The organism is Stenotrophomonas sp. SMYL20, assembly GCF_036320045.1.
Taxonomy (GTDB): domain Bacteria; phylum Pseudomonadota; class Gammaproteobacteria; order Xanthomonadales; family Xanthomonadaceae; genus Stenotrophomonas; species Stenotrophomonas maltophilia_A.
The window spans coordinates 1-26,279 of sequence record NZ_JAWIRT010000040.1 but is presented as its reverse complement, the minus strand read 5'-3'; the positions used below and the strand labels follow the sequence as shown (position 1 = coordinate 26,279).

General features: G+C 66.9%; 19 protein-coding genes and 1 pseudogene. 9 read left to right on the top strand and 11 right to left on the bottom strand.

Annotation, left to right across the window (positions count from 1 at the left end; all coding sequences use genetic code 11):
- Nucleotides 1-251: 251 nt before the first annotated feature.
- The 10 genes from V3B48_RS20340 to V3B48_RS20295 all read right to left on the bottom strand — a co-directional run bounded on the left by V3B48_RS20340 (nucleotide 252) and on the right by V3B48_RS20295 (nucleotide 16,873).
- Entirely contained in the window at nucleotides 252-677 is a 426-nt protein-coding gene (locus tag V3B48_RS20340; RefSeq protein ID WP_006473646.1) for a DUF2752 domain-containing protein, read from the bottom strand.
- A gap of 43 nt (nucleotides 678-720) precedes the next feature.
- Entirely contained in the window at nucleotides 721-999 is a 279-nt protein-coding gene (locus tag V3B48_RS20335; protein ID WP_032127177.1) for a CD225/dispanin family protein, read from the bottom strand.
- Between the two features lie 34 nt (nucleotides 1,000-1,033).
- Nucleotides 1,034-1,321 (bottom strand): CD225/dispanin family protein, encoded by a 288-nt coding sequence (locus V3B48_RS20330; RefSeq protein WP_005419784.1) that lies wholly within the window; start codon nucleotides 1,319-1,321, stop codon nucleotides 1,034-1,036.
- A gap of 182 nt (nucleotides 1,322-1,503) precedes the next feature.
- On the bottom strand, nucleotides 1,504-3,393 hold the full coding sequence (locus tag V3B48_RS20325) for an MFS transporter (RefSeq protein ID WP_329894313.1): 1,890 nt from the start codon (nucleotides 3,391-3,393) through the stop codon (nucleotides 1,504-1,506).
- A gap of 139 nt (nucleotides 3,394-3,532) precedes the next feature.
- A complete protein-coding gene (locus tag V3B48_RS20320) occupies nucleotides 3,533-4,327 on the bottom strand; it encodes an SDR family oxidoreductase (protein ID WP_329894312.1) in 795 nt (264 codons plus the stop codon).
- Nucleotides 4,328-4,467: 140 nt separating this feature from the next.
- Nucleotides 4,468-6,645, bottom strand: coding sequence for a YccS family putative transporter (gene yccS / locus V3B48_RS20315; RefSeq protein ID WP_329894311.1), 2,178 nt, complete (start codon nucleotides 6,643-6,645; stop codon nucleotides 4,468-4,470).
- Between the two features lie 129 nt (nucleotides 6,646-6,774).
- Nucleotides 6,775-8,832, bottom strand: coding sequence for a TonB-dependent receptor (locus V3B48_RS20310; RefSeq protein WP_329894310.1), 2,058 nt, complete (start codon nucleotides 8,830-8,832; stop codon nucleotides 6,775-6,777).
- A gap of 337 nt (nucleotides 8,833-9,169) precedes the next feature.
- Nucleotides 9,170-12,292, bottom strand: coding sequence for an efflux RND transporter permease subunit (locus V3B48_RS20305; protein ID WP_329894309.1), 3,123 nt, complete (start codon nucleotides 12,290-12,292; stop codon nucleotides 9,170-9,172).
- Nucleotides 12,293-12,323: 31 nt separating this feature from the next.
- The gene (locus V3B48_RS20300) at nucleotides 12,324-15,557 is read right to left on the bottom strand and encodes an efflux RND transporter permease subunit (RefSeq protein ID WP_329894308.1); all 3,234 of its coding nucleotides are present in this window, start codon (nucleotides 15,555-15,557) and stop codon (nucleotides 12,324-12,326) included.
- A gap of 74 nt (nucleotides 15,558-15,631) precedes the next feature.
- Nucleotides 15,632-16,873 carry an efflux RND transporter periplasmic adaptor subunit gene (locus V3B48_RS20295; RefSeq protein ID WP_032127184.1) on the bottom strand — a complete coding sequence of 414 codons (1,242 nt, stop codon included), beginning with the start codon at nucleotides 16,871-16,873 and terminating at the stop codon, nucleotides 15,632-15,634.
- Nucleotides 16,874-17,059: 186 nt separating this feature from the next.
- Here V3B48_RS20295 and V3B48_RS20290 point away from each other — a divergent pair, with 186 nt between their 5' ends.
- From V3B48_RS20290 to V3B48_RS20250, 9 genes are all read left to right on the top strand, one after another.
- Nucleotides 17,060-18,379, top strand: a complete 1,320-nt coding sequence (locus V3B48_RS20290) for a M20 family metallopeptidase (RefSeq protein ID WP_110714390.1) — start codon at nucleotides 17,060-17,062, stop codon at nucleotides 18,377-18,379.
- A 496-nt stretch (nucleotides 18,380-18,875) separates the two neighbouring features.
- The gene (queF, locus tag V3B48_RS20285) at nucleotides 18,876-19,694 is read left to right on the top strand and encodes an NADPH-dependent 7-cyano-7-deazaguanine reductase QueF (RefSeq protein ID WP_329894307.1); all 819 of its coding nucleotides are present in this window, start codon (nucleotides 18,876-18,878) and stop codon (nucleotides 19,692-19,694) included.
- Between the two features lie 219 nt (nucleotides 19,695-19,913).
- Nucleotides 19,914-20,207 (top strand): LysM peptidoglycan-binding domain-containing protein, encoded by a 294-nt coding sequence (locus V3B48_RS20280; RefSeq protein WP_005419771.1) that lies wholly within the window; start codon nucleotides 19,914-19,916, stop codon nucleotides 20,205-20,207.
- A gap of 44 nt (nucleotides 20,208-20,251) precedes the next feature.
- Complete coding sequence (locus tag V3B48_RS20275) at nucleotides 20,252-20,764, top strand: hypothetical protein (protein WP_032130280.1); 513 nt, start codon at nucleotides 20,252-20,254, stop codon at nucleotides 20,762-20,764.
- A gap of 341 nt (nucleotides 20,765-21,105) precedes the next feature.
- A complete protein-coding gene (locus tag V3B48_RS20270) occupies nucleotides 21,106-23,328 on the top strand; it encodes an NADP-dependent isocitrate dehydrogenase (RefSeq protein ID WP_329894306.1) in 2,223 nt (740 codons plus the stop codon).
- A gap of 308 nt (nucleotides 23,329-23,636) precedes the next feature.
- Nucleotides 23,637-24,602 carry a hypothetical protein gene (locus V3B48_RS20265; protein WP_329894305.1) on the top strand — a complete coding sequence of 322 codons (966 nt, stop codon included), beginning with the start codon at nucleotides 23,637-23,639 and terminating at the stop codon, nucleotides 24,600-24,602.
- Entirely contained in the window at nucleotides 24,595-25,143 is a 549-nt protein-coding gene (locus V3B48_RS20260; protein WP_032130283.1) for an ATP/GTP-binding protein, read from the top strand. Before V3B48_RS20265 ends, V3B48_RS20260 begins: the two co-directional genes overlap by 8 nt.
- Nucleotides 25,136-25,552, top strand: coding sequence for a roadblock/LC7 domain-containing protein (locus V3B48_RS20255; protein ID WP_032130284.1), 417 nt, complete (start codon nucleotides 25,136-25,138; stop codon nucleotides 25,550-25,552). Before V3B48_RS20260 ends, V3B48_RS20255 begins: the two co-directional genes overlap by 8 nt.
- A 53-nt stretch (nucleotides 25,553-25,605) precedes the next feature.
- Entirely contained in the window at nucleotides 25,606-25,965 is a 360-nt protein-coding gene (locus V3B48_RS20250; protein WP_005419760.1) for a hypothetical protein, read from the top strand.
- 81 nt (nucleotides 25,966-26,046) lie between these two features.
- Here V3B48_RS20250 and V3B48_RS20245 read toward each other — a convergent pair.
- A pseudogene (locus V3B48_RS20245) lies at nucleotides 26,047-26,279 on the bottom strand (IS110 family transposase); the annotation flags it as partial.

The following is a 26,279-nucleotide window of genomic DNA, read 5'->3' as shown; positions in this document are numbered from 1 at the left end:
TTCTCTTTCTTTTCCGTGGTGGACGCACACGGAAACTGTCCGTGGCCGGGGGGGGGGGGGGGGGGGGGGGGGGGGGGGGCGGGGGGGGGGGGGCCCCCCCCCCCCCGCCCCCGCCCCCCGGCGCCCCCCCCCCCCCCCCCCCCCCCCCCCGCCCCCCCCCCCCCCCCCCCCCCCCCCCCCCCCCCCCCCCCCCCAACCCCATGATCGACAAACGCCGCCCACCACGAGGGGCTGCGCCGTTGGCTGGAAACCTAGATCGGTGCCAGTGCAGTGAACGGCGCCCACGGCAGGTTGCGCAGCAGCGCATACCCGGGCAGCACCCAGAGCCAGAACACGGGATTGGCCAGCACCCGCATCAGCGGGTCGAGCACACGCGGGCGGATGCCGGCGATGTTCAGCAGCATCAACAACAGGAACGGCAGGCTGATGACCAGCAGCGGGTTCATCGCCATCGCGCCGGGCAGGTCGAAGTGGACCAGGGAATACAGGCAGCGCGTGCTGCCACAGCCCGGGCAGTACAGGCCGGTCAGCGCGTACAGCGGGCAGCTCGGCAGGGGATTGCCGGCGACATACGGATTGACGTTGCGCAGCACCACCGTGGCACCCACGGCCAGGCCGGCGGAAACCAGCAGCGGTGCCCAGCGGGCGAGTCGGGAACGAGCGGGAAGCGCGGACATGCAACAACGGATCCGGCGCAGGCGCCGGATCCGTCCAGGCGTATCAGTAGTTGCCGTTGCTCATCGCGCCCATGCCGCCGAGCACAACGAAGAACAGCACGTACAGCACGACCAGCACGACCCAGGCGATGGCCGACCACATGGCCCACTTCTTGGCCTTGGCGGCGGAGTCCTGGGCGCCGGCGATGTCGCCGGCCGCCAGCTTGCCGTTGACCTGGGCGGCGTAGACGATCGACACGATGCCGGCCGGCAGGCAGCAGAACAGGGTGGTCAGGATCGCCCAGACCAGGTTGTTCGGGACCTGCGGAGTAGCAGTATTCATGGGTTCAAGCTCCTTGATGGGTGGTGGTGGTGAATCATTGGTCGGAAAGAGCGCCCAGTACGGCCAAGCCGCCGAACAGCCCGAACCACAACAGCAACAGGACCGGCAGGGCCACGGCCGAAGCCACCGCCCACCAGCCCGCCTTGCGCGACGCACTGTAGGCCCCCGGCAGGTCGCCGGCCGCGCGGCGGCCATCGACCTGGGAGGCATAGACGATCGACACCACGCCCAACGGCAGGCAGCAGAACAGCGTCGTCAGGATCGCCCAGACCAGATGGTTGGGGATGTAGACCGGACGGCTGAGCGGTGGTGGTTGATTCAAAGCGAGACTCCATTCCTTGGTGGCCGGCCATGATGAATCGGCCGGACCTCCCCCCTGTGGGTGCGTAATCTACCGCAACCTGCGTTGCATGTATGCGTTTACAGTCACGACATGTCGCGTACACCACTGGACGATGACGTATGTGGGGGAGTCCGCTGGGCCCGCTCGGCGGGCCCATCTCGTCAGGCGTGATCGCCGCGCAGGGCCCGCACCTGGGCCTCCAGCACCGGTGCGCTGGTGCTGTGGCCATCCACGGCCGCTGCCGCCACCACCTCGACGGTGGCGCGGAAACGGCGCGGCACGCGCATGCGGCCCAGGCGGCTGTCGCGCCGGCTCCACATGCTCGACCACATGCCGCGCAGCGCCATCGGCACCACCGGCACCGGCCGCCGTTCGAGGATCTTCTCGACGCCGGACTTGAACGGTGCCATCGCGCCATCCTTGGTCAGCGCGCCTTCCGGGAAGATGCAGACCAGCTCGCCTTCGGCCAGCGCAGCGTCGATGTCATCGAACGCGCGCTGCATCAGCGCCGGGTCTTCGCGCGCACCGGCGATCGGGATCGCCTTGGCGGTCCGGAAGATCCAGCGCATCACCGGGATGTTGAAGATCTTGTAGTACATGACGAAGCGCACCGGGCGCGGGATCGTCGCCGACAGGATCAGTGCGTCCATGTAGCTGACATGGTTGCAGACCAGCAGCGCGGCGCCCTCGTCGGGCACGTTGGCCTCGATGCCGTGCGGGCGCAGGCGGTACAGGGTGCGCACCATCAGCCAGCTGAGGAAGCGCATCAGGAATTCGGGGACGATGGTGAAGATGTAGATCGCCACCAGTGCGTTGGCGATGGCCAGCGCCAGGAACTGCTGCGGGATGGTCCAGTGCAGCAGCTTGTGCGCGGCCAGCGACAGCAGGGCTGCGCCGACGATGAAGCCGGAGTTCTGGATGTTCAGCGCCGCAAACACGCGCGACATCTGCGCCTTCGGCGTGCGGCTCTGGATCAGCGCGAACAGCGGCACCACGAAGATGCCGGTGAACAGGCCGATGCCGATCAGGTCGATGACGATGCGGATGCTGCCCGGCTGCTGCAGGAACGTCCCGATGGTCAGTCCGTGCACGGTCGCTTCGCCACTGCGGGCGAAATACAGGTCGAGCAGGAACGCGGTCATGCCGAACGCACCCAGCGGCACCAGGCCGATTTCCACCGTGCGTGCCGACAGCTTCTCGCACAGCAACGAGCCAACGCCGGTGCCGACCGAGAACAGGGCGAGGGCGAACAGATACAGCTTGGGTTCGCCGCCGAGGTTGGCCAACGCGTAATTGGGCAGCTGCGAGGTCAGCACGGTACCGACGAACCAGAACCAGGATACCCCGAGGATGGCGTTGCGCACCGCCTTCTGCTGCCGTGCCATGCGCAGCACGACCCGCGACTCCGGCAAGGGGTTCCAGTTGATCTTCAGGTTCGGATCGCCGGCGTCGACCTTGGGAATCAGGCGCGCCGCGATGTTGCCGCAGATGGCCAGAGCGATCACCGCTGTGGCTGCCACGATCGGACCGTGGCTGCCCGCAAGCAGGAACACAGAGCCGCCGATGATCATGCCGGACAGGATCGAGATCGAAGTACCCATCTCGACCAGGCCGTTGCCACCGGTCAGCTCTTCGGGCTTGAGCACCGACGGCAGCACCGAGTACTTCACTGGGCCGAACAGGGTCGACTGCATGCCGGTGCAGAACAGGGCGACCAGCAGCACCGGCAGGCTCTGAGTGAGGAAGCCGGTGGCTGCCAGCGACATGATCACGATCTCCATGGTGGTGGTGATCACGATCAGCCGCGATTTTTCCAGTTTGTCGGCGATCTGCCCGGCCAGCGCCGAGAACAGGAAGTACGGCAGGATGAAGATGGCTGGCGCCAGCGTGGTGTAAAGCGAACGCTGCTCCTCCGAAACGCCCAGATAGAACAACAGGCCGATGATCGCCTGCCGGTACACATTGTCGTTGAACGCTCCGAGCGCCTGGACGACGAAGAACGGCAGGAAACGGCGCTGGCGCAGCAGGGCGAACTGGTTGTGACCGGACATGGAGCCTCCTTGACCGGCGCAGCCTAGCATTCCTGCCTATCCGCCGGGACCATGGCGGGATGCATCCACGCATGGCGTGGATCTACTGAAGCCCCACAACTGTGGGTGCGGACCGTTGGTCCGCACACCTTGATAGGTCTCAGACGATATCGTCGACCACGCCGCCATCCACGCGCAGCGCCGCACCCGAGGTCGCCGAGGCCTGCGGCGAGGCCAGATACACCACCATGTTGGCCACTTCCTCGACCGTGGCGGTGCGCTGGATCACCGAAGACGGCCGGTGTGCCATCACGAACTCGCGGCCGATCTGCTCCAGTGGCTTGCCGCTGCGCTGGCGTTCATCTTCGAACATCGCCGCGAAACCGTCGGACAGGGTCGGGCCGGGCAACACCGCGTTGACGGTGACGCCGCTGCCGGCCACGCGCTTGGCCAGGCCGCGCGACAGCGACAGCTGCGCGGTCTTGCTGACACCGTAGTGGATCATGTCGGCCGGAATGTTGCGTGCCGATTCGGACGAGATGAACAGGACGCGACCCCAGCCGGCATCGACCATGGCCGGCAACAGTGCCCGCGACAGGCGCACGCCGGACATCACGTTGGTCTGCCAGTAACGTTCCCAGGTCGCGTCTTCGGTCTCGAAGAAGTCCTCGGGGCCGAAAATGCCGGCGTTGTTGACCAGGATGTCGACCTTGGGCAGGCCTGCCAGCAGCGTGTCGACGCCGGCCGCATCGGAGAGGTCGGCGGCCACGCCGAGCACGTCGGCACCCGGAACGGCGTCGAGCAGGCGCTGGCGGGCGCGTTCGACGCTGTCGGTGCTGCGGCCGTTGAGAATGATCCGCGCGCCCGCGTTGGCCAGGCCCTGGGCAATCGCCAGGCCGATGCCGGCGGTGGAGGCGGTGACCAGCGCGGTACGGCCGGTGAGTTCGATCTTCATGGAGGAATCCGGGGCAGGGGATCACCCAGTATCCGCGCGGGAACGTGATCGGGATGCATCGCCATACGCAACACACGGTTGCACGCGGTACAGTAGATCCACGCCATGCGTGGATGGAATGTCCGACCAGCGATGAGGAATCAGGTCAGGCTGGTCACCGCTTCATTGGCCGCCGCCCGCACCTTCGGCAGCATCCGCAGCACCAGCGCCATCTGCGTGCGGATCAGCTGCAACTTCGGCGGCATCGCCTCGTCGATCTGCTCCAGTTCGGCCGCCACCGCGCGATCAGCGTCGTTGTCGTCCTCGCTGACCGGCTGCCGAGCGGTCAGGGCCGTCGCCAGCTGCTGCAGCGCCTTGCGCACGCGCTCACCGGCAGCCAGCGCCAGCGGATCGCCGGCGTAGCTGTCCACCTGGTCGCGGTGCGCACCCAGCGCCGACAGGTGCCCGAGCAGTGTGTTGGACAGCGCCAGGAAGTGGAAGCCGGCATCCAGATTGCGGCGCACATGGCCGGGCTCACGCAGCATGTTCGACAACGCGGTGGACAGCGCGGCGTCGGCGTTGTGCATGTCGCGGCGGGCGATGCGGTAGGCCAGATCGTCACGCATGCCGCTGCGGTACTGGCCCAGTACCGAATCCAGGTAGCGCGCGGCGGTGTCCAGCACGCGCGCCAGCACAAGGTGCAGCTGGCGGCCCTGCCAGTCGGGCAGGATCAGGAACGCGGCCGCCGCCGCGATTGCACAACCCAGCAGCGTATCGACCATGCGCGGCACGATCAGCACGAAGCCGTCGCCGATCAGGTTGAAGCAGGTCAGTGCCATCACCGTAATCGCCGCCGAGGCCACCAGATAGCGGTCGGTGCGGGTGAAGAAGAACAGCAGCGCCGACAGCAGCGCGATCAGCAGCTGTACGTGCAGCTGTGGGAACAGCTGCAGCAGTGCCCAGGTCAGCACCAGGCCGGCCACGGTGCCGACGATGCGTTGTGCAAGTCGCTGGCGGGTCGCGCCGAAGTTGGGGCGGCACACGAACACGATGGTCAGCAGCACCCACGAGCCGTTCTGTGCATTGAACAAGCGGATTGCCGCGAAGCCGGCGATCAGGGCCAATGCCATGCGCAGGCCGTGGCGGAACAGGACCGAGCCGGGCGTGAGCTGCTGGCGCACGCGCACGCCCATCTCGCGCAGGGTGTGCGGGTTGCTGTCGCGCAGGCGGGTATCGACGTTGTCCAGGCTGGCCTCGGAGCGCTCGGCATCCAGCAGGCGGCGCTCGATGCTGCGCAGGTTGTGCACCAGCAGATCCAGCGAGCCAAGCAGTCGCTGCCACTGCGGCCGCTGCTGGTCGCGCAGATAGGCCAGCGCATCGGCCAGGTCGCGCCCGGCCTGCTGGTTGCTTTCGCCATACACGAACGGACGGCGCAGGCGGATCGCCTCGCCCAGCCGTGCGCAGGCCTGCCCCTGCAGGTCGAGCAGGCGCTGGCAGCGGTACAGCACATCGCTGTGGAAGAAGGCATCGACCAGCGCACCGTAGGGGTAGTGCGAGGAGCTGGCGCGCTCGTGGAAATCCTGTGCCATGTAATAGAGGCGCAGGTACAGGCCGGAGTTCACGCCGGGCCGCCCGGAACGGCCGAAGCGGGCCAGGATCGCGGTCTTGGCTTCATTCAATGCACCGACCACGCGCCGGTTCTGTTCGGCCAGGTCGAGCTGGCGACGCTGCAGGTCGGCCTCGCGCACCGGCTCGAACAGTGTTGCCTTCAACTGCAGGTAGCGGCCCAGTTCAACGTACAGTCGCGCCACGCGTTCGCGTACCGGACGGTTGGCGAACAGTGCGGTCCACAGGATCGACAGCAGGCCGTACCAGACCGCACCGGCCAGCAGGTGGCCGACCGCGTCCAGCGCGCTGTGCAGGTCGCTGGCGCCATGCTGCTCCAGCCCGATCATGGTGTAGATCGCCAGCGTTACCGTGGCCTGGGCGATGGACGCATAGCGCTCGCCGAGCGCACCGAGCAGGGTCAGGCCGAAGGTGGACAGCGCCAGCGCGCCGATGAAGATCCACGGCCAGGGGAACAGCCAGATCACCGAGGCGGCGGCGAGGCAGAAGCACAGCAGCGACAGCAGTACCGCCTTGGTACGGCCCCACCAGTTGTCATCGGTCTCGGCGATGGCGCTGGCGATGATGCCGAGGAACACGCCGGGCAGGGCAGTGAGCGCGTCCAGCTGCCAGCACACGGCAAGCGCTGCGGTCAGGGCGATGAACACCCGAAGGCCATAACTGGCCTTTTCGTGGGCCCACAGGCGGCTGAGGCGGGATTCGCGGGCGGGCATGCAGGCTCGGTGGAAGGGTCTCCCACCATTATTGCGGGTACGGGGTGAAATATGGAGTGCGGACCAACGGTCCGCACCCACCGTCCATGTGCGGGCCCGTCGTCCGCATGGACGGCGGGGACCGGCACCTTACATCTCCCAGCGCACGCTCACCGCGAACGTGCGCGGCAGGCCGGCGCCGGCGTTGGACCAGTACTTCCGGTTGGCCAGGTTCTCGACGCTGGCACGCAGAGTCACCGGATGGCCGGACGCCAGCAGGCGATAGCCGATGCCTGCATTCACCAGCGTGTAGTCAGGCAGCTTCAGGGTGTTGTCGGCGTCGTACCAGACATCGCCGTAATAGCGCACGGCGGCATAGGTTTCCAAGCCGTCTACCCACGGCAGCTGGTAGGTGGCGTGCAGTACGCCGCTCCAGCGCGCAGCACCGGCGGTGCGGTTGCCTTCCTGTGCGGCACTGCCCGGGGACAGCTTGTCGTAGGTCGGATCCAGCCAGGTCACGCCGCCGCCGACGGTCAGTGCATCGTTGAGGTGCAGGTCGGCACTGGCTTCAATGCCTTCGTACAGCGTGATGCCGTCCTGCACCAGGCGCTTGCCGGCCGGCGTGAGCTCATCGATGTTGGCACCACGTTCCAGCCGGAACGCGGCCACGTTCGCATTCCAACGCGCCGCTTCGACCTTGGCCCCGATCTCGTACTGCTTGCTGATGGTGGGATCGAGCACGTCACCGGCGTTGATGTAGCTGTTGCCTACGCGGCTGCCCGCTTCGAGCGACTCGATGTAGCTGGCGTAGAGGGTGACCGCCTCGCTGGGCTTGAACATCACGGCGTAGGTCGGGGTGACCGGGTAGGTGTGGTACCGCCCCTTGGTTTCGAAGTCGTTGTAGCGCCAGCCCGCCAGCACCGACCAGCCGCTGCCGAGGTTCACCGTATCGCTTGCGAACACCGCCTGCTGCACCGTCTCGTCGCCGCGGGCCATCACCCGCGAACCAACGGCGTCGTGGCGGATGGCATGGCGCTGGTACAGGTTGGCGCGGCCAATCAGGTTCCACTCGTAGGGGCGGTCCCAGCCCAGTCCGGTCTGGTGGCTGATGCCCGTCACCACCTGATGCTGAAGGGGGCCGGTGCGGAAGCTGCCCTGCAGCATCGCCTGGGCCAGCTTCCACTCGCTCTTGCCACCCAGTTCGTAGACGTTGACGTCGTAGTCGCCGTTGAGATCGTCGATGTAGGCGAAGATCTTGTTGACGTCATTCCACGAGGTGGTGACGCCGTAACTCAGGCTGGCTTTCCAGTCGCTGTTGATCTGCCAGTTCAAGCCGGTCGACAGCAGGCTGGAGCGTGTGTCGTAGTAGGTGCCGGGCACGCTGTTGTCGGTATCTCCGGCGATCGGCCGCGGCAACGAGGTCAGGCCACGGAAGTAGTACTGCGGTGATTCCTCGCGCAGGTCGCGCGACTGGAACACTCCGTCGAAGGTCCAGGTGAGCGCATCGCTCAGGCGCGCGTCCAGCGACAGCGCGCCTACCTTGCGATCGACATGCCCGCCGTTGAAGGTCTCACCCTTTTCCTGGAAGGCGTTGAAGCGGTAGCCGAACATCTGCTCGTTGCCGAAGCGGCCGCCAACGTCGATGCCGCCGCTGACGATGCCCTGTTCGCGCCAGCCCAGCTGGGCGGAGAAGGTGGGCGTGTCCGTCGGCTTCTTGGTGATGTAATTGACGATGCCGCCGGGGGTGCCGAAGCCATACAGGAATCCGCCCGGGCCTTTCAGCAGATCGACCTGTTCCATCACTTCCAGCGGCCATTCGGTGCCCCAGGAAGAGACCTGCAGGCCATTGACCCGGTAGCTGTCGTAGTTCAGCTCCAGCCCGCGGTTGCGGATGGGCGAGCTCCAGCCACTGGCATAGGCGCTGACCTGGGTGCTGACCGAAGGGTCGAGCAGGAAGGCTTCGCCCAGCGAGACCACCTGGCGCTGCTCGATCTGCTCGCGGCCAACGGCGGTGATCGCGAACGGAGTGTCGCGCAGGGCGCGGTCGCCCAGTGCGCCAGCGTCGGTATGGGTGCGTTCGGCGGTGACCTTCACCGCATCCAGATCGGTGGCGTTACGGCTGACGGCCGGCGCTTCGGCATGGGCAGCGCAGGCGGCTGACAGGGCGATGGCCAGCAGGGCCAGGCGGGGAGAACGGGAAGGCAGCATCGATGGTGGTCCTCGACGGACGGCCACAGGCCATCCGCCCACGGGTGGGGGAAGGGGCAGTGGCTGGGATCACGCAGGCTGGCCGGAGATGGCAGCGGGGCGCCGCGAAGGGGCGCAGGACCATGGCTGGATGAGAATTGTTCTCTTTTCGTTACCGTGCGTCAAACCCGGAGGTATGCGGACCAACGGTCCGCACCCACCATCCGTGCCCACGGTTCGTACCCACCATCCGCTCCCACGGTAGTGCCGGCCGCTGGCCGGCAGATTGGCTGTACGGAGAACGCCGGCCAGCGGCCGGCGCTACCAGTAGATCCACGCCCTGCGTGGATGGGCCCTTCTACGCCCGTTGCGCGCGCTTGAGCAGCTTCGCTTCGCGCCTGCGTGCGCGACGTGCGCGCCAGCGCTCGGCCAGGCAGGAGAAGATCACGTACAGCGCCGGCGTGCTGAGCAGGGTCAGGCTCTGCGAGAACAGCAGGCCGCCGATCATCGCGATGCCAAGCGGGCGCCGCAGTTCGGAGCCTTCGCCGAGGCCGATCGCCAGCGGCACGGCCGCCAGGATCGCCACCATGGTGGTCATCATGATCGGGCGGAAGCGCACGATGCTGGCCTCGCGGGCGGCGTCGCGGGGCGCCAGCCCGTGCTCGCGCTGCGCCACCAGCGCGAAGTCGATCATCATGATCGCGTTCTTCTTGACGATGCCGATCAGCAGCACCAGCGCGATCATCGAGATCACCGACAGTTCGGTATTGGTGCCGAACAACGCCAGCAGCGCACCCACGCCCGCCGCCGGCAGCGTGGACAGGATGGTGACCGGGTGGATCAGGCTCTCGTACAGCATGCCCAGCACCAGGTACACGGTCAGGATCGCGGCAAACACCAGGATCAGCATGTCGCTGGGGTCGGAGTTGAAGCCGAAGCCGGCGTCATCAGCCAGGCGGATGTCGCCGGGCATGCGCATGCCGGCCACGGTCGCGTCGATGATCGCCTTGGCCTCGCCCATGCTCACGTTCGGCGCCAGGTTGTAGCTGAGGTCCATCGTCGTGTACTGGTTCTCATGGGTGATCTGCGAAGGCGCCAGCCCCGGCACCTGCTTGGCCACCGCCGTGATCGGCACCATCTCGCCATTGCGCGCACGCACATGCACCTCGTCCAGCGCTGCCGGCGTAGCGGTCTGCGAGGGCAGGGCGTTGACCACCACGCTGTACTGGTTGATGTCCGAATAGATGGTCGAGATCTGGCGCTGGCCGAACGCACCGTACAGGGCGCCGTCGATGGCGCCGACCGAAACACCCAGGCGGGCGGCCTTGGCACGGTCGATCTCGATGTTCTGGCGCAGCCCGGCATTGTCCACATCGGTGCCGACGTCGCGCAGCTTCGGGTTCTTCTTCAGCTCCGCCTGCAGCTTGGGCAGCCATTCCTGCAGTGACGCCAGGTCATTGCCCTGCAGCGAGATGCGGTACTGCGCGCCCTGGCTGGAGCCACCGCCATCGTTGCTGGGCAGGTCCTGGATCGCGCGCAGGCGCAGCTGCAGGTCGGGGTAGCGGTCGGCCTTGGCGCTCAGTCGCGCCAGGGCATGTGCGGTGGTTTCGCGGCGGCCTTCCTTGCGTGATTTCAGCTCGACGTTGAACTGTGCGCTGGAGCCCTGGCGACCGCTGCCCAGGCGCACACCCACGGTCTTCACCGCCGGGTCGGCCATCAGCATGTCGGTGATGCGGCGCTGGCGGGCGACCATGTCCTCGAAGGAAACGGTGGCGCTGGAGTTGGCGCGGCCCCAGATCAGGCCGGTGTCCTGCGGCGGGAACGCGCCCTTCTTCACCGCGCCGAACAGGAAGACGGTGGCACCGATCAGCAGCAGCGGCGTCAGCGACAGCAGCAGCGCATGGCGCAGCGAGAAATCCAGGAACACGGTGTAGATGCGCAGCATGCGCTCGTGGCCGGCATCCAGCCAACGGCCGAAGCGCGACGGCGGCGCCGTGTGGTCGTGGGCGCTGAGGAAGCGGCTGCACAGCGCCGGGGTCAGGGTCAGCGAGACGATCATCGAGACCACGATGGCCGCCACCAGGGTGACGGTGAACTCGCGGAAGAACGCGCCCATCATGCCGCTGGCGAACAGCAGCGGGATGAACACCGCCACCAGCGAGGCGGTGATCGAGACGATGGTGAAGCCGATCTCGCGCGCGCCGGTCAGCGCTGCCTGCATCCGCGGCATGCCTTCGTCGAGGTGGCGCATGATGTTCTCGATCACCACGATCGCATCGTCGACCACGAAGCCGATCGCGATCACCAGCGCCAGCAGGCTCAGGTTGTTCAGGGTGAAACCCATCACGTACATCACCAGCGCGGCACCGGCCAGCGACAGCGGCACGGTCACTGCGGCGATCAGCGTGGGTGCCAGCCGGCGCAGGAACAGCGCCATGGTCAGCACCACCATCGCCAGGCTGATCAGCAGAGTGATCTGCACTTCATGCAGCGACGAGCGGATGGTCGGCGTACGGTCGAAGTACGGTGTCATCGTGGTGCCCGGCTGCAGGTAGTCGCGCAGCGCGGGGATCTGTGCCTTGACCCGGTCCACGGTCTCCACGATGTTGGCGCCGGCGCGGGTGAACACGTACATCACCACCGCCGGCTTGTGGTCGAACCACGCCGCCTGGTAGGCATCCTGCTGGCCGTCGTAGACGTTCGCGATGTCCTTCAGCCGGATCACCCGGCCATCGCCCTGGGTCTTGACCACCAGGTCGGCGAAGTCGGCTGCGCGTGCCACCGAATCGTTGGCGATGATCGCGGTGGTGGTGTTGCCATCGCTGAGGAAGCCGGTGGGCGAGGTCACGTTGGCCGCGCGCACGGCGTTGCGCAGGTCGTCGGCGGTCAGGCCGAGTGCGTTCATCAGGCGCAGGTTGACGTCCACGCGTACCGCCGGCGTCGAAGCACCGGCGATGTCGACCGAGGCGACGCCGCTGATCTGGCGGATGCGCTGCGCCAGCAGCGAGTCGGCGACGTTGTACAGCTCGTCGGCCGACTGCGTCTGCGAGGTCAGCGCGATGGCGATGACCGGGTCATCGTTCGGGTTCGCCTTCTGGTACATCGGCGAGCCCATGCCGGAGGGCAGGTCGGCCTGTGCCGAGTTGATCGCGGTCTGCACGTCCAGTGCCGCCGAATCGATGTTGTGGCCGCTCTGGAAGATCATGAACACCAGCGAGCTGCCTTCCGAGCTCGACGAGCGCATGCGGTCGATGCCCGGCAGCTGGCCGAGATGGCGTTCCAGCGGCGCGGTGACCGTGGAGGCCATGGTGGCCGCGTCCGCGCCGGACTGGCTGGCATGCACGAAGATCACCGGGATCTCGATGTTCGGCAGCGCCGATACGCCCAGGCGCAGGTAGCAGATCAGGCCGACCATGAACAGGCCGATGGCCAGCAGCGCGGTGCCGATCGGGCGGCGGATGAAGGGGCCGGACAGGTTCATCGTGCGGCCCCCCGCAGCAGCGGGGCGTGGATCATGCCTGCGGCTCCTGCAGCGTGCCGTCACGCAGGGCGCGCTGCTCGCGGCGGCGCGCCAGCCACTCGGAGAAGCGTTCCATGTACAGGTAGATCACCGGCGTGGTGTACAGGGTCACCAGCTGCGACAGCAGCAGGCCACCGACGATGGCGATGCCCAGCGGGCGGCGCAGCTCCGAGCCGATGCCGGTGCCCAGCGCCAGCGGCAGTGCGCCGAGCATTGCCGCGGCGGTGGTCATCATGATCGGGCGGAAGCGCAGCAGGCAGGCGCGGCGGATCGCTTCATGCGCGTTGGCACCGGCGCGGCGCGCCTCGATCGCGAAGTCGACCATCATGATGCCGTTCTTCTTGACGATGCCGATCAGCAGCACGATGCCGACGATGCCATCCACCGACAGGCTCAGCCCGCACAGCATCAGCGCCAGCAGCGCGCCGACACCGGCCGGTGGCAGCGTGGAGATGATCGTGATCGGGTGGATGTAGCTCTCGTACAGCACGCCCAGCACGATGTAGATCACCACCAGCGACGCCAGCAGCAGCCACACCACATCGGTCTGGCTGCCGGTGAATTCGGCGGCCTTGCCGATGAACTCGGCATGCAGGTGGGTCGGCATATCCAGGCTGTCCTTGGTCTCCTGGATCGCACGCACGGCTTCGGACAGTGAATAGCCCGGCGCCACGTTGAACGACACCGTCACCGCCGGCAGCTGCTGCTGGTGGCTGACCACCAGCGGCGCACTGCTGACCTTGCCTTCGGCCAGCGCCGACAGCGGGATGATGTTGCCGGCGCCGACGGTGATGCCGGTGTTCTGCGCGCCGATGCCGGTGGCGGTCGACGAGTTCGACGAAGTGACCTGGCCGAAGCTGGTGGCATTGGTGCCGGTCAGTGCGCCGGCACCGTTGGAGGCGACCGCCAGCTGCTCCATCAGCGCCGTGCTGGTGCGGAATTCCGGCGCCACTTCCAGCACCACGCGATACTGGTTGAGCTCGGTGAAGATGGTCGAGATCTGGCGTTGGCCGAACGCATCGTAGAGCGTGTCGTCGATGGTCTGCATCGGCACGCCCAGCACGCTGGCCTTGTCGCGGTCGATGTTCAGCTCCAGGGCGCGGCCCTGGTTGGACAGGTTGTTGTCGACGTCGGCCAGTTCCGGGCGCTTGCGCAGCGCTTCGGTCAGGCGCGTGGCCTGGGTCGCCACCGTCGCCGAATCCACGTCCGACAGCGAGTACTGGTACTCGGTAGCGGCCACACGGGTATCCAGGGTCACGTCCTGCACCGGCTTCAGGTACAGCGCCACGCCCGGAATGCCGGCCACTGCCTTTTGCAGGCGCGGCAGGATCTCGTCCAGGCCATCGCGCTGGCTGCGTTCCTTCAGCACGATCGACAGCTGGCCCTGGTTGAGCGTGGGGTTCATGCTGCCGGCACCGATGAACGCTGATACGCCGGTCACATCCGGATCGTGCCGCAGTGCTTCGGCGACCTGCTTGGTGCGCTGCTCCATCTGCGGGAAGGCGATGTTCTGGTCAGCCTGGACCACGCCGGTGATCAGGCCGGTGTCCTGTTCGGGCAGCAGGCCCTTGGGAATCAGCACGTACAGCAGCACGGTCAGCACCAGTGCGCCGCCGGCCACGGCCAGGGTCAGGCGCTGGTGGTCCAGCACCCAGTCCAGGCTGCGCTCGTACAGGCCGACGGTGCGCGTCCACAGGTTCTGCTTGCCGGCCGCCGCCGCACGCTCATGTGCGTCCTCGCCTTCGGGCAAGGCGTCGGGCTTGAGCAGGTAGGCGCACATCATCGGGGTCAGCGTCAGCGAGATCAGCATCGACAGCACGACGGCGATGCTCAGCACCCACGCGAACTCGTGGAACAGGCGGCCGGTGACGCCGGGCATCAGCAGCAGCGGCAGGAACACCGCCACCAGCGAAACGGTCAGCGACAGCACGGTGAAGCCGATCTGGCGCGCACCGATTTCGGCCGCTTCCTTGCCACTCTTGCCCTGCTCGATGTAACGCACGATGTTCTCGATCATCACGATCGCATCGTCGACCACGAAGCCGGTGGCCACCACCAGCGCCATCAGCGAGAGGTTGTCCAGCGACATGCCGGCAAAGGCCATCACCGCGAAGGTGCCGGCCAGCGACAACGGCACCGCCACCGAGGGAATGATCGTGGCCCACAGGCGGCGCAGGAACACGAAGATCACCGCCACCACCAGGCCGATGGTCAGGATCAGGGTGAACTGCACCTCATGCACCGAGGCGCGGATGGTCTCCGTACGGTCGTTGAAGATCTCCAGGTGCACGTCGGCTGGCAGCACGCCCTGCAGCTGCGGCAGGATCGCGCGGATGCGCTCGACGGTCTGCACGATGTTGGCGCCGGGCTGGCGGCGCACTTCCAGCAGCACCGCCGGCTTGCCATCGGCCCAGGCGGCCAGCTGGTCGTTCTCCACGCCATCAACCACTTCGGCCACGTCGGACAAACGCACGGGACGTCCGTTCTTGTAGCTGATGATGGTGTCGCGGTACTCGGCGGCACTGGTGAGCTGGTCGTTGGTACCGATGCTGTAGGACTGGGTCTTGCCGTTCAGCGAACCCTTCGGCGCGTTGACGTTGGCCTGGGTCAGCGCGCTGCGCAGCTGCTCCAGGGTCAGGCCCATGTTCGACAGCTGGGCCGGATTGACCTGGATGCGCACGGCCGGGCGCACGTTGCCGGCGATCGAGACCAGGCCCACGCCCTGCACCTGCGACAGTCGCTGGGCCAGGATCGAGTCGGCGTAGTTGTTGACGTCGCGCAGCGGGCGCGTGTCAGAGGTCAGTTTCAGGGTAACGATGGCCGCGTCGGCCGGATTCACCCGGTTGTAGACCGGCTGGTAGGGCAGCGACGAGGGCAGGGTGGCCTGGCGGATCGCCGCCTGCACGTCCTGCGCGGCAATGTCGATGTTCCGGTCCATCGAGAACTGCAGGATGATCGTGGACAACCCGGCCGACGAGTCGGAGGTCATCAGCTCCAGCCCGGAGATCTGCCCGAACTGGCGCTCCAGCGGCGTGGTGACCAGCGAGGCCATGGTGGTGGCGTTGGCGCCGGGGTACTGGGTGGTGACCACCAGGCTGGGCGCATCGATTTCCGGCAGCGCCGACACCGGCAGCTTGCGGTAACCGAGGATGCCCAGCAGCAACAGGCCCGCCATCAGCAGCGAGGTGGCGATGGGGCGGCGGATGAAGATCGTCGAAAAGCCCACGGACTGATCCTTGCTGGCACTTCAATGTCGGCGCCGGCAGGCTTGCCGGCGCGAGGGAGGTCGGTAGCCTGCGCTCAGCGCGGGCCGCCGCCACGACGGCCACCGCCGCCGTTCTTCTGCTCGGCGGCCTTCAGCTCGGCTTCGGTCGGCACCGCCGGGGTTTCGCCCGGCTTCAGCGCGGTGACCTTGCTGCCCGGCTTCAAGCGGAACTGGCCTTCACTGACCACCCGCTCGCCGCCCTTCAGGCCCTCGGCGATCTGCACCTGGCTGTCACCCACTTCCACACCGCTGCGCACGGTCTGCATCTTCACCGTGTTGTCGCCCTGCACCACATAGACGTACTCGCCGTCCGGGCCACGCAGCACCGCCTGGGTCGGAATGACCACGCCACCGGCAATCGTGCGCAGCTGCATGCGCACGTTGACGAACTGGCCCGGCCACAGGCCGTTGTCGGTGTTGTCGAAGATCGCGCGCGCCTTGAACGTGCCGCTGTCGGCACTGATCAGGTTGTCGACCACGTCAAGCTTGCCGTCGCCGGACAGCACGTGCGAATCGGCGCGGTCCAGTGCCGCGACGGGTACCGCACCGGCGGCCTGCGCCTGGCGCACATCGCCGAGCTGGCGCTCGGGCAGGTTGAACAGCACGTGGATCGGATGGATCTGGGTCAGCGTGACCAGCGCGGTGCCGGCGTTGACCACGTTGCCGGCGTCGACCGCGCGGATGCCGGCGATGCCGGTGATCGGCGCGGTGACCTTGGTGTACTGCAGCTGCACCTGCGCCGAGCGCATGCTGGCCTCGTTCGCCGCGACTGCGCTTTCGTACTGTGCCACTTGGTTTCGCTGTGTATCCAGATCGGTCTTGGCGACGAACTGGCGATACTCCGGCGCGTTCGAGCGCTGGTAGTTGGAACGCGCGGTGGCCAGCAGCGCCTCGTTCTGGCGCTTGGAGGCCACGGCCTGGTCATAGCTGGCCTGGGCGGTGCGCGGGTCGATCACCGCCAGCACATCGCCCTTCTTCACTTCCTGGCCTTCGCGGAAATTCAGGCTCATCAGCTGGCCGCCAACCTGCGGGCTGACGGTGACGGTGTTCATTGCGGTCACCGTACCCAGCGCGCTGGCATAGACCGGCACGTCCTGGCGTGCCGCATCCACCACGGTCACCGGCACCGGGCCGGCATCCGGGTCTTCACCGCCCTGGCGCGCAGCTGCCGCCGGGCCACCGGCCTTGTCCTTGCCCCCGCCGAGTACGCGCAGGCCGACCACGGCCAGCACCAGTACCGCCACGACCAGCAGCACGATCTTCCAAACACGTGACATTCAAGGACTCCAAGAGGGCTGGACGGGGCACGGCCCCGGTTGGCAATGCGCAAAGCATACCTGCGCCACATCACGTTTCCTGCATGACGGATGGGACGGGCGCTAAGACCGGATCCGGCCGCGGAGGTTCCCGTAGCGGCGGTGTTGCCCTACATTCAGCTGGAACCCCCTGCCGTGGAGATCGTGATGCGCCGTTCGTTGCTGCTGTCCGCCCTGCTGCTGGCCTTGCCGGCTCTTGCCCACGCCCAGGACGGGCAACGCCCGGAGGTGACCGCCGCCGCGCAGCGGCTGCAGGCCAAGGTGGTCGAATGGCGCCGCGACTTCCACCAGCATCCGGAGTTGTCCAACCGCGAGGCACGCACCTCGGCCGAGGTCGCCAAGCGCCTGCGTGCGATGGGCTTGAAGCCGAAGACCGGCATCGCCCATCACGGCGTGGTGGCGATCATCGAAGGCGGAAAGCCAGGCCCGAAGATCGCGCTGCGCGCCGACATGGACGCGTTGCCGGTGACCGAGCAGACCGGCCTGCCGTTCGCCTCGAAGGCCACTGACCAGTACCGCGGGCAGACGGTGGGCGTGATGCATGCCTGCGGCCATGACGCGCACACCGCCACCCTGCTCGGCGTGGCCGAGGCACTGGTGTCGATGAAGAAGGATCTGCCGGGCCAGGTGATGCTGATCTTCCAGCCGGCCGAAGAGGGTGCACCGCCGCCGGAAGAGGGTGGTGCTGCCCTGATGCTGAAGGAAGGGCTGTTTGCTGACTTCAAGCCGGAAGCCGTGTTTGGCCTGCATGTGTTCTCCAGCGTGCAGGCCGGGCAGATCGCCGTGCGTGGTGGTCCGCTGATGGCCGCCTCGGATCGTTTCGGAATCAAGGTGATCGGTCGCCAGACGCATGGCTCGGCGCCGTGGAACGGTGTTGATCCGATCGTGGCCACCGCTGACCTGGTCGGCACCGCGCAGACCATCGTCAGCCGCCGCGCGAACCTGTCCAAGCAGCCGGCGGTGCTGACCTTCGGCGCGATCAACGGGGGCATCCGCTACAACATCATTCCGGATGAAGTGGAAATGGTCGGCACCATCCGTACCTTCGACGAAGGCATGCGGCAGCAGATCTTCGCCGACCTGCGCAATGTGGCCGAGCACACCGCCGCCGCGCACGGTGCCAAGGCGGTGACGGACATCTACGAGTCGGAGGGCAATCCGGCCACGGTGAACGACCCGGCGCTGACCGCGAAGATGCTGCCGAGCCTGCAGGCGGTGGTGGGCAAGGACAACGTGTACGAGCCACCGCTGCAGATGGGTGCGGAGGATTTCTCGCTGTACGCGAAGGAAGTGCCGGGGATGTTCTTCTTCGTCGGTTCGACCAGCGTGGGCATCGACCCGGCGACGGCACCGGCGAATCATTCACCGAAGTTCCTGCTGGATGAGAAGGCGCTGGATGTCGGGTTGCGGGCGTTGCTGCAGGTGAGCCTGGATTACTTGAACGGTGCCGGCACTCCTGCGGGGTGAGGGTTTCCGACAGGGCTTGCAGCCCTGGGTACGCGACATCGCATGCGCGCTGTCGCTCCCACAGTTCGCTGCGCGAACCGTGGGCCCCCCTTACCAGCTTCCAGACCCCCGCCGCTTCGCGGCCGCCCCCTGACTCAGGGGGCTTTCCTCCAGACCCGATCCCGTGGCTTGCCGGTAGATCCACGCCATGCGTGGATGGCAGACATCGAAAATGTCCGAAGGATCGGATTTTGATTTTGATTTTCTGATCTTTCCCGTGGTGGATCGGCGGCAGAAATGTGTCCGGGGGCCGGGCGGGTGGGGCTGGCGGGGTATCCGCGCCATGGATGGCGCGGCTAAGCCTCCAGGGACGGATTCACGGCGTCCCCGCCAGCCCCATCCGCCCGGCCCACTCCCGGGAATCCAGGCTTTCGACGACCCAACACCCCACCACGGAGGGGCTCCGCCGTTGGCCGGCCCGGCCGAAGGCCCGCCCTCCGCGCGATACAATGCCCCCATGAACACCCCACAGGATTCCAGCCTCGGTCGCGAGGTCAGTTACCCGTCGCAGTACGATCCCGGCCTGCTGTTTCCCATCCCCCGCAGCGGCGCCCGCGCCGAGATCGGCCTCGATGACGCCGCGCTGCCGTTCGTCGGCCATGACCGCTGGCATGCCTTCGAGCTGAGCTGGCTCGACACGCGTGGCAAGCCGCAGGTCGCCGTCGCCACCGTGCAGGTGCCGTGCACCTCGCCGCAGCTGATCGAATCGAAGTCGTTCAAGCTGTACCTGAATTCCCTCAACAGCACCCGTATCGACAGCGCCGAGGCACTGCGCGCGCGCATCGTCGACGACCTGTCTGCCTGCGCCGGTGCGCCGGTCCAGATCGAGTTCGGCCTGCCGGGCCTGCGTGAGACGCCGCTCGGTGAATCCATCGACGGACTGGACGTGGAGATCGACTGCTACGGCCCGCCGCAGGCGGACTTTCTGACTGCCGACGCGGGCGAGGTGGTGGAGGAGACCCTGGTCTCGTCGCTGCTGAAGTCCAACTGCCCGGTCACCGGCCAGCCGGACTGGGCAACGGTCAGCCTGCGTTACCGTGGGCCGAAGATCGACCGCGCGGGCCTGCTGCGCTACCTGGTCAGCTACCGCGAGCACGCCGAGTTCCACGAGCAGTGCGTTGAGCGGATCTTCAGCGAAGTGTCCGCCCGCTGCCAGCCGCAGTGGCTGGAAGTGGAGGCCCGCTATACCCGCCGTGGTGGCCTGGACATCAACCCCTGGCGCGCCAGCCCTGGCATCGCCGCCCCGGCCGCGACCTACCGCGAACTGCGGCAATAACCGCCGCAGGCGGTTACGGGTAGTGCCGGCCGCTGACCGGCAACCGCAAGGAACCCGCGTCCCGGGCCAGGGCAAGCCGGCGAGCGGCCGGCACTACCGGGCACCGGCTCTCCCGATTGTTCAGCCGCCCCCGGGGGTGGCTTCACATCTGCACCATCCCCATTTAACAACCGCCATGGCACCGTGCGAACCACGTAGTCATGCAGACGGGAGTTGTGGATGAGTACCGAGAAGAAAGCCGATTTCTCCGGCGTCAGTGGCAGCGTCGACAGTACCGCCGAACAGGTGCCGAAGGCGGACTTCTCTGGCGTCAGCGCTTCGGTGGACAGCACCGCAGACGTCGTCAGCGGCGGCACCTACACCGTGCAGAAGGGTGACTCGTTGTCGAAGATCGCCAAGCAGCATCTGGGCGACGCCAATGCCTGGAAGAAGATCTTCGAAGCCAATCGCGATGTGCTTGACGACCCGGACAAGATCTTCCCGGGCCAGACCCTGAAACTGCCGCCGAAGTAAACGGCGATCGAACGCCGTCCGACAATCCCTGGGAGGAACCCCGAATGATCAAGACCACCCCGCTCCAGACCGCCCTGATCGCCGCCCTGCTGGGCAGCGTTGCCCTGGTCGGTTGCAAGAAGAAAGAAGAGTCGACCGACAGCAACGCCGCCCCGGCAGCGACCGCTCCGGCCGAACCGGCAGCACCGGCGCCGATGACCGGCGCACCGCCGCCGATGGCAGAAGCCGCTGCCGTCAGCGTCTCGGCCGTCACCGTCGGCAAGACCGCAGCCGCCGACAAGTCGGTTGCAACGACGGCATTGTTCGCACCGAAGGATGACGTCATCGTCTCGGTCAAGACCGACGGTGCCGCCAACAACGTCACCGTTGGCGCGAAGCTGACCTACCAGGACGGCCAGGTGGCCGGCGAACAGAACGCCACCCTGAACACCAGTGGTGCGGAAACCACCAACGTCACGTTCAAGAATGCAAAGGGCTGGCCGGCCGGCAAGTACCGCGCCGAAGTCACCGTCGATGGCAAGGCGGCCGGAACGCCGCAGGAGTTCGAGGTCAAGTAAGTCCTGCCGACTCTCTCCCGGCAGGGCTCACGATGGACGCAGCCGCGAGGCTGCGTCCTTTTTTGTTGGGCGACGGTTGGCGCTATCCACGCATGGCGTGGATCTACTGACAACCGGGCCGTGCTTCATCCACACCGTGCGTGGATGGATCACAGCGTTGCCGGCACGCAGTACCGCCGCGTATGGCACGGCTTTGCCCCGCGCGGCTGAAAACGCGACAATGCAGGGGTTTCCCCGCCGCGCGCCCACCCTGACGGCGGCGGGGGAAGTGACACGGTTGCACGTGGCCCGGCGCTGGCGCCGGCCTTCCCCTGAGCATTGCTACAGAGTCCAAGTCCCCCATGTCCAAGATCCTCTACACGCTGACCGACGAAGCACCGTTCCTGGCCACCCAGTCGCTGCTGCCGATCGTCGACGCCTATACCTCCACCGCCGGCATCGCGGTGGAAACCCGTGACATCTCGCTGTCCGGCCGCATCCTGTCGCTGTTCCCGGAACTGCTGAGCGACGCGCAGAAGGTCAGCGACGACCTGGCCGAGCTGGGCCAGCTGGCGACCACCCCGGACGCCAACATCATCAAGCTGCCGAACATCTCCGCTTCGGTGCCGCAGCTGAAGGCGGCCATCAAGGAACTGCAGGACCAGGGCTATCCGCTGCCGGATTACCCGGAAACCCCGGCTGACGACCAGCAGCGCGACTACAAGGCGCGCTATGACAAGGTCAAGGGCAGCGCGGTGAACCCGGTGCTGCGCGAAGGCAACTCCGACCGCCGCGCACCGCTGTCGGTGAAGAACTATGCGCGCAAGCACCCGCACCGCATGGGCGCCTGGGCGTCGGATTCGAAGTCGCACGTCGCTCACATGGCCGCCGGTGATTTCTACGGCAGCGAAAAGTCGGCCACCCTGGCCAACGCCGGTTCGCTGAAGATCAGCTTCCACGGCAAGGACGGCAGCACCGTCGTGCTGAAGGAAAAGACCGCAGTGAAGGCGGGTGAGATCGTCGACGCCGCCGTCATGAGCCGCAAGGCACTGGCCGCCTTCATCGGCGAGCAGATCGCCGATGCCAAGGCCCAGGGCGTGCTGTTCTCGCTGCACCTGAAGGCGACCATGATGAAGGTCTCCGACCCGATCATGTTCGGCGTGGCGGTCAACGAGTTCTACAAGGACGTGCTGGCCAAGCACGCCGACGCGCTGAAGCAGGCCGGTTTCGATGCGAACAACGGCATCGGTGACCTGGCCGCACGCCTGCCGTCGCTGCCGGAAGCCACCCGCGCTGCGATCGAAGCCGACCTCGCCGCCGAGTACGCACAGCGTCCGGGCGTGGCCATGGTCAACTCGGACAAGGGCATCACCAACCTGCACGTGCCGAGCGACGTGATCGTCGACGCCTCGATGCCGGCGATGATCCGCGACTCCGGCAAGATGTGGAACGCCGAAGGCAAGCTGCAGGACACCAAGGCGGTCATTCCGGATCGCTGCTACGCCGGTGTGTACCAGGCCGTCATTGACGACTGCAAGGCGCACGGCGCCTTTGACCCGGCCACCATGGGTTCGGTGCCGAACGTCGGCCTGATGGCGCAGAAGGCCGAAGAGTACGGTTCGCACGACAAGACCTTCCAGATCGCTGCTGATGGCGTGGTCAAGGTCACTGACGATGCCGGCACCGTGGTGTTCGAGCACGCCGTGGAAGCCGGTGACATCTGGCGCATGTGCCAGACCAAGGACGCGCCGATCCAGGACTGGGTCAAGCTGGCCGTCGAACGCGCCCGCCTGAGCAGCACCCCGGCCGTGTTCTGGCTCGATGCCGCCCGCGCCCACGACGCGCAGGTCATCGCCAAGGTCGAGCAGTACCTGAAGAACCACGACACCGCCGGCCTGGACATCCGCATCCTGCCGCCGGTGGAAGCCACCGCGTTCTCGCTGGATCGCATCCGCAAGGGTGAGGACACCATCTCGGTGACCGGCAACGTGCTGCGTGACTACCTGACCGACCTGTTCCCGATCATGGAACTGGGCACCAGCGCCAAGATGCTGTCGATCGTGCCGCTGATGGCCGGTGGCGGCCTGTTCGAGACCGGCGCCGGTGGTTCGGCCCCGAAGCACGTGCAGCAGTTCGTTGAAGAGGACTACCTGCGCTGGGATTCGCTGGGCGAATTCCTGGCCTTGGCCGCGTCGCTGGAACACCTGGGCAACCGCTACGACAACGCCGCCGCCCGTGTGCTGGCCAAGGCGCTGGACGAAGCCAACGGCCAGTTCCTGGACAACGACAAGTCGCCGTCGCGCAAGCTGGGTGGCATCGACAACCGTGGCAGCCACTTCTACATCGCGCTGTACTGGGCGCAGGCGCTGGCCGCGCAGGACGAAGACGCCGCACTGAAGGCACGCTTCGCCCCGCTGGCCAAGGCGCTGACCGACAACGAGCAGAAGATCGTTGACGAGCTGATCGCGGTGCAGGGCAAGGCCGTGGACATCGGCGGCTACTACCGTCCGGATGTGGCCAAGGCCAGCAAGGCGATGCGCCCGAGCGCGACCTTCAACGCCGCGCTGGAGCAGCTGCGCGGCTGATCCATCGCCGCTCGGCCGTGACACCGGAACCCGCGCTTCGGCGCGGGTTTCTTTTTGGGCCAGGATTACTGCGGCCCTTCATCCACGCATGGCGTCGATCTACCGGGGACCAGAACCGTGACATCCATCGGCTGTCGGAATGCCGTCAAAGGGGCATGAAACTTGCCCGCGATGGCCGTCGCAGAACGGATAGGAGACAGCCTGCAACCGCCCTCGATCTGAGCAGTCGATCACGACGGCTGCCGCTGGCGATGCCCTAGCCTTGGCGACGCGAGGCCACCGGGGAGGTGGCCGCACGGGGAACACGGATGGCACGCGTGCTGGTAGTGGGAACCGACATCCAGGGCGAGCAGGCCCTGCTGCAGCGGCTGCGCGTGGCATCGGCCCTGCCGGACGGCCAGATCCGCCGCAGCCAGGACCTGGATGATTGCGATCTGCTGGTCATCCGCGATACGCCGGCGCTGCGCAACGCGGCCCAGCGCATGCGTCAGCAGCGTCCGCGACTGCAGTGCTGGATCGAAGACCTGGGCGGCCAGCTGCGTGATGGTGATGGGCACCAGGATGTGCTTGACGATGGTGCCATCGGCCGCGCGCTGCGCCGCATGCAGTTGGCGCCGGAGCCCATGGCCATGCACGCACCCGCACCGATCCGTCTGGCTGATGGTGCGCATGCCATCACCCGACTGCTGCGCGAGCGGCTGCCGCTGCGACAGGGGCAGGCACTGTTGAGTGATGCGGGCGAGCCTCTGCTGCTGATGGATCTGGAGCACGACCAGGCCGTGCTGCTGCAGGAACCGGCTGCGGCGCTGGTGGAGCGTCTGGCCGATGCCTTCGAACGCCTGCAACTGGATGCGCTGACACCCGCACGCCTGCAGGCGCTGGCCGGTGAGCGGCCACGCCAGCCACTGCGACCGCTGCTGTGGCAGTGGGCACAGCGCAGCCGCCATTGGCAGGCATTGGACGAACGCCTGCGTGGCGCTTCAGTGAAGCTGCTGCGCTGGCCGGACTTCCGCGTACTGGGCCACGACCATGATGGCTTCCGCCTGTGTTCGCTGCTGCTCAAGCGCGCGTGCACGGTTGACGAGTGCGTGATGCTGCTTGAGTTGCCGGCTGCGGCGGTGCGGGATTTCATCCATGCCGCCTACCTGTGCGGCTACGCGCAGCTGCAGACTGCACCGGCGACGCCGCTGATGGCGACAGGTGGCGCCCGCACCGACAACGGCCTGCTTGCCCGCCTGTGGCGGCACCTGCGCGGGAGCGAACGCAATGCGTGAGCACAAGGTGGTGGTGCTGGGCGGCATGGGCAGCGGCAAGTCGACCCTGGTACGCAGCATCGCGGCTGGCGCGGTGGTCGACACGGATGTGGCCAACAGTGATCGCCTCGGCGCCGACAAGGCCTCCACCACCGTAGCGCTGGACTACGCAGACATCGACCTGCCCAACGGCGAACGCCTGCGTCTCTACGGCACACCCGGCCAGCAGCGTTTCGATTTCCTGTGGCCGATCCTGCTGCAGGGCGCGCGTGGCGCGGTGCTGCTGCTGGATGCGCGCCGCGCCGGTCTGGCCAGCGAACTGGAAGGCTACCTGCAGGTGCTGCAGCCGTTCGCTTCATCCCTGGCACTGGTCGTGGCGGTCACCCACCTGGACCAGGCACCGCAGGCCGCACTGGACGACTGGGCCGCCCGTGCCTGCCTTGACGAGCAGCCGCTGCCGCTGCTCGCCGTGGATGCCCGTGACCGCGAACAGGGACTGCTGCTGATGGATGTACTGATGAGCGAAATGGAAGCGCACGCACTGGTGGCGGCGCATGGCTGACGGGCAGGCGGCGGTACTGCCTGATGCCGGCCAGCGAGAGCGCCTGCAGCCCTTGCTGCAGGATCTGCTGCAGCGTGTTGAAGGCGTGCGCACGGTCGTGCTGGCCAGCGTCGATGGTTTTGCGCTGGTGAGTGCTGGTGCCGAAGGGCGCGGCGAGCGGCTGGCGGCGATGACCAGCGCGATGCTGGCGCTGGCCGCGGCAGTGGGCCGCGAACTGCTGCTGGGCGATCTGCAGACGCTGATGCTGGAAGCGGCGGGCGGCAAGGTGCTGATGCTGGCGATCCAGGCTGAAGGGCGAGTACCGCTGCTGCTGATGGCGGCCTGCGACCAGCGCAGCGTGATCGGCCAGGTGCTGTGGCAGAGCAGGGAATGTGGCCAGGCGATCCTGGCCGAACTCGGCGGATCGTGAGCCCGGCCGCAGGGGAACGAGGGGCTCGAACCAACATCGACAAGGGGTGCGACGTGGCTGGATTGAATGAATCGTTGAACGCACTGATGGGCATCGACGGCGCGCAGGCAGTGGCGCTGGTCGACTACGAAAGCGGCATGCTGCTGGGCGAAGCCGGTGCCGGCATGGACATGGAAGTGGCCGCCGCCGGCAACACTGAAGTGATCCGCGCCAAGATGAAGACCGCCGCGTCGCTGAACCTCAACGACAGCATCGAGGACATCCTGATCTCGCTGGGCAAGGCGTACCACATCATGCGCCCGGTGGCGAAGAAGAAGGGCCTGTTCTTCTACATCGTGCTGGATCGGACCAAATCCAACCTGGCGCTGGCGCGGCGCAAGGTGCAGGACGTAGAGGCCGAACTGGCGATCTGATCCACCGGCGCGTTGTAGAGTCGAGCTTGCTCGACTGCTTCTGCCCCTGCCTTCTGTAGAGTCGAGATCCTATGTTCGTGGTCAAGCCTGCTGGAAGCAGGCTTGACCCACCTTCAGCATGGCCGGATCGAAGTCCCGGCCGCTTTTGAAGACACCCCAGGCGATCCTGGCCAGCTTTCTGGCCAGGATGTTGAAGACGGCGGTGCTGGGGTGACCGCGTTTTGACAGCTCGTCGTAGAGCGGTTGCCCCCGACGACACCGCTTGAGCCCCATGGCGGCCATGTAGAGCATCTGGCGCAGCACTGGCGCGCCCT

Excerpts from the sequence above, each read along its gene's own strand:
- V3B48_RS20340 (WP_006473646.1), bottom strand. The coding sequence starts at position 677 with ATGTCCGCGCTTCCCGCTCGTTCCCGACTCGCCCGCTGGGCACCGCTG.
- V3B48_RS20335 (WP_032127177.1), bottom strand. The coding sequence starts at position 999 with ATGAATACTGCTACTCCGCAGGTCCCGAACAACCTGGTCTGGGCGATC.
- V3B48_RS20325 (WP_329894313.1), bottom strand. The coding sequence starts at position 3,393 with ATGTCCGGTCACAACCAGTTCGCCCTGCTGCGCCAGCGCCGTTTCCTG.
- V3B48_RS20320 (WP_329894312.1), bottom strand. The coding sequence starts at position 4,327 with ATGAAGATCGAACTCACCGGCCGTACCGCGCTGGTCACCGCCTCCACC.
- yccS (WP_329894311.1), bottom strand. The coding sequence starts at position 6,645 with ATGCCCGCCCGCGAATCCCGCCTCAGCCGCCTGTGGGCCCACGAAAAG.
- V3B48_RS20310 (WP_329894310.1), bottom strand. The coding sequence starts at position 8,832 with ATGCTGCCTTCCCGTTCTCCCCGCCTGGCCCTGCTGGCCATCGCCCTG.
- V3B48_RS20305 (WP_329894309.1), bottom strand. The coding sequence starts at position 12,292 with ATGAACCTGTCCGGCCCCTTCATCCGCCGCCCGATCGGCACCGCGCTG.
- V3B48_RS20295 (WP_032127184.1), bottom strand. The coding sequence starts at position 16,873 with ATGTCACGTGTTTGGAAGATCGTGCTGCTGGTCGTGGCGGTACTGGTG.
- V3B48_RS20290 (WP_110714390.1), top strand. The coding sequence starts at position 17,060 with ATGCGCCGTTCGTTGCTGCTGTCCGCCCTGCTGCTGGCCTTGCCGGCT.
- queF (WP_329894307.1), top strand. The coding sequence starts at position 18,876 with ATGAACACCCCACAGGATTCCAGCCTCGGTCGCGAGGTCAGTTACCCG.
- V3B48_RS20280 (WP_005419771.1), top strand. The coding sequence starts at position 19,914 with ATGAGTACCGAGAAGAAAGCCGATTTCTCCGGCGTCAGTGGCAGCGTC.
- V3B48_RS20275 (WP_032130280.1), top strand. The coding sequence starts at position 20,252 with ATGATCAAGACCACCCCGCTCCAGACCGCCCTGATCGCCGCCCTGCTG.
- V3B48_RS20270 (WP_329894306.1), top strand. The coding sequence starts at position 21,106 with ATGTCCAAGATCCTCTACACGCTGACCGACGAAGCACCGTTCCTGGCC.
- V3B48_RS20265 (WP_329894305.1), top strand. The coding sequence starts at position 23,637 with ATGGCACGCGTGCTGGTAGTGGGAACCGACATCCAGGGCGAGCAGGCC.
- V3B48_RS20260 (WP_032130283.1), top strand. The coding sequence starts at position 24,595 with ATGCGTGAGCACAAGGTGGTGGTGCTGGGCGGCATGGGCAGCGGCAAG.
- V3B48_RS20255 (WP_032130284.1), top strand. The coding sequence starts at position 25,136 with ATGGCTGACGGGCAGGCGGCGGTACTGCCTGATGCCGGCCAGCGAGAG.